This window comes from Meridianimarinicoccus aquatilis, from assembly GCF_004358675.1.
In the GTDB taxonomy this organism is placed as follows: domain Bacteria; phylum Pseudomonadota; class Alphaproteobacteria; order Rhodobacterales; family Rhodobacteraceae; genus Meridianimarinicoccus; species Meridianimarinicoccus aquatilis.
This window is the reverse complement of sequence record NZ_SMZO01000048.1, coordinates 23,324-29,323: the sequence shown is the minus strand read 5'-3', so window position 1 is coordinate 29,323 and position 6,000 is coordinate 23,324. Positions and strand designations below refer to the sequence as shown.

General features: G+C 56.2%; 5 protein-coding genes. All 5 read right to left on the bottom strand.

Annotation, left to right across the window (positions count from 1 at the left end):
- Window positions 1-45: 45 nt before the first annotated feature.
- The 5 genes from tssK to E2L05_RS16170 are packed head-to-tail and all read right to left on the bottom strand — an operon-like array spanning window position 46 to window position 5,957.
- On the bottom strand, window positions 46-1,386 hold the full coding sequence (tssK, locus tag E2L05_RS16190) for a type VI secretion system baseplate subunit TssK (protein WP_133343909.1): 1,341 nt from the start codon (window positions 1,384-1,386) through the stop codon (window positions 46-48).
- A gap of 28 nt (window positions 1,387-1,414) precedes the next feature.
- Window positions 1,415-2,878, bottom strand: coding sequence for a type VI secretion system-associated FHA domain protein TagH (tagH, locus tag E2L05_RS16185; protein WP_133343908.1), 1,464 nt, complete (start codon window positions 2,876-2,878; stop codon window positions 1,415-1,417).
- Window positions 2,879-2,883: 5 nt separating this feature from the next.
- Window positions 2,884-3,174, bottom strand: coding sequence for a PAAR domain-containing protein (locus E2L05_RS16180; RefSeq protein ID WP_133343907.1), 291 nt, complete (start codon window positions 3,172-3,174; stop codon window positions 2,884-2,886).
- Window positions 3,171-3,800 (bottom strand): DUF6931 family protein, encoded by a 630-nt coding sequence (locus E2L05_RS16175; RefSeq protein ID WP_243722021.1) that lies wholly within the window; start codon window positions 3,798-3,800, stop codon window positions 3,171-3,173. The genes E2L05_RS16180 and E2L05_RS16175 overlap by 4 nt, the downstream gene beginning before the upstream one ends.
- Before the next feature lie 12 nt (window positions 3,801-3,812).
- A complete protein-coding gene (locus E2L05_RS16170) occupies window positions 3,813-5,957 on the bottom strand; it encodes a type VI secretion system Vgr family protein (RefSeq protein ID WP_133343905.1) in 2,145 nt (714 codons plus the stop codon).
- Window positions 5,958-6,000 lie beyond the last annotated feature (43 nt).

Below are 6,000 nucleotides of genomic sequence, written 5' to 3'. Positions count from 1 at the left end.
GGTTCGGCAAACGGATCTTCGTTCGACATGGACCGTGGCCCTCTTTCAGCTTTGGCGGATCGCCCAGAGTTCAAGGTTCAGACCGGGATATTCACCCGAGACATGCACGGCGATCCCACCTGATGTCGTCATTTTACCCCAATAAGGGCTGGCGCCATCCAGTTCGAAATAGACGACCCCGGAATTATAGGGAATCTGGCGCGGCGCGACTGGCAAGGCCGTCACACCGATCCCCGGTAAGGCAGAATTTACAAGCTGCCTGATTTCTTCGACTGGCCCGATCTTGGCCTGACCTGCGAAATGCCGACGCACACGTTCGGCAGGGATGTCAGCGGTCACTGCCAAAACAAAGCTCGATGTCCCGATCAGCTTGCGGTCTGCCAAACGACCCGCCCAAATGCCAAATTTTCGCTCTTCGATCGGAATGGCGACTGCTGTTTGTTCCAGAACTGCCGAGAGATAGGTGCGCAAGTCCCGGATCACCGGAAGAAAGCACTGCGTCAACTTATGGTGCTGATAGGCAGGGTATTCGTTCGGGCGTTTCTCATGGGACAACAGGCTTGCCAGTTCACCGGCGAGCGAAACGCAGTCGCGAAACAACGTCAGCGGGTGCAAATTGTCCTGCTCGGACATTTGCCGCAGCTTTGGCAACGTACGATTGATGGTCATAAGCAGCAGCAAATCTTGAATTTCCGCTGTTCCTTTGGCCCCAGCGCCCGCAGTAAGTCGGCCAGCCAGAGCATTCATGCGATGCGCCAACAGGCCTTTGAGTTCTTCAAGAAAGTTCTTAAGCGGTTGCGCGGCACTCACATCAAGGCAGGAAGGAATGAATGATCCATCAAGCACAACTTCCTGGTCGGCCTTCACTTCGATAATTCGTGCGATGGGGATGGCGAGTTTGTCAGCCAGATCATCCACTTCCAACGCGAATTGAAGGCGCATTTTGCCAATCGCCAGACGGGTTTCTTTCCGCCCGCGCCCGGTGCTGTCGGGAATATCGATTTCGCCAGACCGCAACCGCGCGGCGGATAGTTCTGTGCCGGTCATGTCCACATCCAGCGCACCTTGACGGCGTTGCGGAACAGTCAGGTACACAACACAATCCTTGATGTTTGATGGGACATCCAAGGCCGGCGGATGATCGTCAAATCCAGGCACCCGAAAGACCGCGCCATCCGGCGTCAGCCCCGAACACGACCGAAGGTTGAACTGCCCAACCTTGAGCAATTCAGTATCGATCTCCAAGGTCGACACCCCCCAGGCATACGGCGCGATGCGGGTCGCCACACCGGCGACAAGCGCCTCGTGATACCGGTCTGATTGCTGAAAATGGTGCGGCTGCAGGAACATGCCTTCGGTCCACAGAACCTTGCTTTCCCAAGACATTACACGCCCTCGTTTCGGATCGCTGTCATCACTTCAGTCTTTCAAGTTGGGCCTGATAGGCACGGGCGAATTCGCGGCTGAACATCTCGTGGAATTCATTCTCGGCGCGGTCCGAGATTTCCGCGTACATCTTTTCGTAGACTTCCCAATAGCGGGCTTTACGGCCTTTCAGCAGCCCGCCAAGCCCGCCGCTGGTTTGCATCTGCTTTTCCAATTCGTCCGGCGAAAGTTGCCGCAGCACATCTTTCAAGGCGGCTTCCATCCCGGTCATCATGGCGATCTCGTGGGCCTTGATGTCCTTAAGGGCCTGCTCAGCGGCATCAACGGGGTCAAGGTAGCCAGTCGCAGGCGGCTTGATCATCGCTTCAAGAGCCTGTTCGGGGCTGACAGAAAACTTCAGCGGATTGTTACCACCGGACCCGATGACCGTTTGCTGAATGCGGAATTCCGATTTGATCGAGGTTCGGGTCATAAGGACCTCGCGCAGTCCCTTCACAAGAATGCGCATGACGTGCCCCATACGCGAAAGCGTGGGGATCAGATCCTCGTCCGACAGGTTAAGCCCCTCTCCGCCAGCCGTCTTCAGGAACGCGCGGGCGGCAACATCTGTTCCAGATTGCGATGGGGTCGTTGGTTCCGGTTGGGCCATGGGCCGAGGCGATGGCTGAGCGGTTGATTGAACCGGTGTCACCGTCGGCTCTTCTGGATCGTCTATGCCTTTGTCCGCCACCGGCGACGCGAGGTCGGCTTCATCCTCAGACTCCGCAAACGGGTCGTCCGGAATCACGATATCGCCAGGCGGCGTCAACGGCTCATCACCAAGCAGATCGTCCGGGTTCCATTCGTCGGGGATCACGCTGTGCGAAATCGTAGACGGGCGGAAGTGATCTTCCGCCGAAGCCGAATGATTGCCTTGACTGGCCCCAAGACCAGCCTGCGGTTCAGGCACTGGCCCAAGAAGATCGTCTTCGTCATCACCCAGCGGTGGCAGCAACCCATCTTCGTCAAAATCATCTTTTCGCTGAACGCTGGACGGGCCGGTTACGGGCGCGCCTTCACCCAGCAGGTCATCCAGGAAATCGCCCCCATCATCCGACCCACCAAGAATATCTGAAAGTGCGCCTGCAGGCGGCGTATCCGCTAGGGGAACGGCGTGTGGATCAACGGCCGTTTTTGCCTCTGTGATCTCAATCAAAAGCTCATATGACCCGATGGTCAGAACGTCCCCATCATTCAACGGCGCCGACACTTCGCCGATGGGCGCTTTGCCATAGTTCAGAAACGTTCCGTTCGTGGACAGATCAATTGCAACCGGGATGCCGTGATTGATCTCAATGGCACAATGGCGCTTTGATATGCCCTTGCTGGGATCGGGAAGCATCAGATCATTGTCTGCGCTTCGCCCTATGGTCATCGCGTCCCCGATCATCGTGACAGGTCGCCCATCCCCGGGCACCGTACCGGTTGACTGGAAATGCACCGTTACCGCCATGCTGATTATCCACCCACCAGAACTGTTGGTGCCCCAAGAACAACCATACCGCCATGCGCGCAATTATCGAGCATTCGTGCCTGAGGGCGACCGCCTGTTAAAACTGTGGCCGACCCTTTGACAATCGCATCAGGGGGACCAACGCAGACGGCCATGTTGCCCAGCGGGGCAGCAGGAAGCGAGCAGACCAAAACTGTCGGCACCCCCGGCGGCGCGATTGGTCCGCCAACATGAGGGACGACCCCGGTGACCATTGGGCAGACGTGCATATCCGTGATCCGGGCACAGGGCATCATGGCGCATCACCTTCGGTTACAGCTTCAGGCGTTGAACTTGGAATGGCTTCCACTTGCCGACCGTTGCCGCCGCGGGCAATGTCCAAAGCGCGCTCAATCAAAATGGTCTTGTGGGCATCAAAGGCCTCTGCCTCTGCGGTGCCCAGCGAAAGCAAGTTCATACCAAGGATCGCCATTGCCGCAGCCCCGGCCGGCGCATCGTATTGTGCCAAATCGCCCGAACCAAGCTTTCCGTCGCACATGGCAACAGCCGTCGCGCACAGCGTGGTGTCGTCATCAGAATCGGCCAATTCCACGGCCTGCCGGGCTTTTTCGCGTGCGGCATCGCTAGGTTTGAAAACCCATGCCTGCGCAGCTGCAAGAGAGGGCGGCGGCGTCTTCGGATCGCCGAGCAAATCTTCGGCGGCCAGACAACCCCACCAAACGCGTTCGCGCGCTGGAAGAGCCGCAGCCAGAACCCGCAGCATATCAAGATAGGCATCTGCCCTTTCAAGTTCCGCCAAAACCTGTTCGATCGGCGCCGAAGCCGGCGAGGTCAGGGCCGTATCGAGCTTCATGTTGGACAGCGCGAGTTGCCGCAGCGCGGGTTCCCTTGGGATCTTTTTCAGGCCTTCATAACGGCTCATCATAAATCTGCCTTAGTTGATCATCGTGAGGCTGCCCTTAAGGATCAGCAACTGGGCCTGAACTTGTGTCATCGACCCCTTCATCTGAAGCATTGCGTCAGCTTCAATCTTGACCATGGGACCCTTTATTGTAACCCCGGATGGATCAATCTTGATCGATGACCCGCCGCAAGTCAGCGTGATCCCCTGCAGGGCCTTTTCGTCGATCTTGCCCACTTTAGCATCGAGGGAATAGTTCCCGAGTTTCAGGGTCTCGGTCACATTGCCCGTGTTGAGGGTCCGGGTGGCATTACCTGTCTTGATCGTCTCGGTGACATTCCCGGTGTTGACTGTGCGCGCCACATTGCCCGACTTTACGGTCTCGGTGACATTTCCCGTCACGGTCAGCGTGCTTTTGCCCTCGATCGTTTCAGTCTTGTCCTTCTTGATATCAATCTTCTGGCTGCCCTTGGCGATCTTGAAAGTGTGATCCCCGGTATCCAGCGTTTCGGTCAGGTGGCGGTGGATGGTCAGGTCCATGTCACCCTTGTCTTTATGTTCCAACCCAACAGTGATGGACGCGTCGTTCTTCACAATCTGTTTGTAGTCGCGTTCGGATTGGAAGCGGACAAGTTCGCTGTCTTTCTTGTCCTCGAACATCAGTTCGTGGAATCCATTTCCCTTTTTGGACGAATTCGTCTTCAGACCAGATTGGGTCATGTTTGCAGGCAAAGAGTAAGGCGGCATCATTTCCGCATTGTAAAGCATGCCGATCGCCATCGGGCGGTCAGGGTCGCCTTCTTCGAAATGGATCACCACTTCCTGACCAATGCGGGGAACGGCGATCATCCCCCAGGCTTTGCCGGTCCAAGGCATCATGGTCCGTACCCAGCACGACGATTTTTCGTCGTTTTTGCCCAGCCGGTCCCAATGGAACTGAACTTTGATGCGGCCGTACTCATCGGTATAAATCTCGTCGCCTTCCGGGCCAACGACAATGGCCGTATGCACACCTGCTATTTCTGGCCAAGGTGTGACCAGCGGCGCACGATATTGGTCTGCCGAGGGAATCGTGGCGAAGGCCACTTCATAAGGATCATCGCTTGCCGCAAATTCAGCAAACGCAGCGTGCAATTCACCGCGAATACTGGGCGGTGCAAGGTCCGAACCCACGAGCTGCAATTTATGCAGCGCCCGCGTTACCATGTGACTGCTATTGTCTGACTTTCGCGGGTGTTCGGAGAGCGAGAAGATCGAGCCGACACCTAGATTAGTGGCATTGGCCATACCCGTGGTCGTCTTATGGCGGATCGCCTCGGCTTCCATGCGGACCCGAGCCCGCTTGTCACCGACCGCGCTTGTGCGGTGGTGTCCCGGATAGTCATAGACTTCCTTGTCTTTGTAGGAGTGCGCGCCCTTTGGAATCGCATTGGACGACAGCAGATCACCCTTCGGATTTTCAAAATTGAAATCATTCAGCGTAACTTTGCCGCTTGTCACACGTTCTGAGCTTTTCCAGTCAAAAATTATGTCACGTGACCGGAATTGCGACGCAGAGCGAGGTTGAAATTCAATGGTGGTTTCACCCGGCACCGGATCATGCGCACCCACATCATCAGCGAGAACCAGTTTCTCGCGATCCCCTTCGACAGTGAAGTAGAAATAGATCCCTTCTTCCTCCATCAGGCGGCAGATGAAATCGTAATCCGTTTCGCGATATTGAACCACATAATCGCGAACATCGTAGTTGGACGAAAGCCGCAAGTCGAGATCGCTGGAGAACCCATAGTCACCAAGGATCTTTTGAATAATGTCGGGAACATTTTGTTCCTGAAATATCCGGCATTCCTTGGTCCGCGTCAGAAACCATAGCCAAGGCCGAATTTCAGCTGAAAAATGTGCCGGCCCGCTTTCTGACCCCAAGTATTCAAGGGCAACGCAAGTTCCCGGGAACTTGCGCGTGACGCCACTCCCATTGTCCATGACGACGCGCATCTTGGTTCCAAGAACAGCCTCTAGGTCAAGTGCACGGTTTACGCACACGAATTCGACCATCGTGCGCGTGAGCGTGCTTAGTCCCTCTTCGACGACTGCACCGATCAGGAACAACTCGTCGCCCGTATAGCTGCCTTCCAAACGGATGGGATACTTCTTGGGATCAACCTTGCTGTCAGCCATGCCACTTTCCTGTTGTCCGGACGCCCGGCGCTAGTCTACCGCA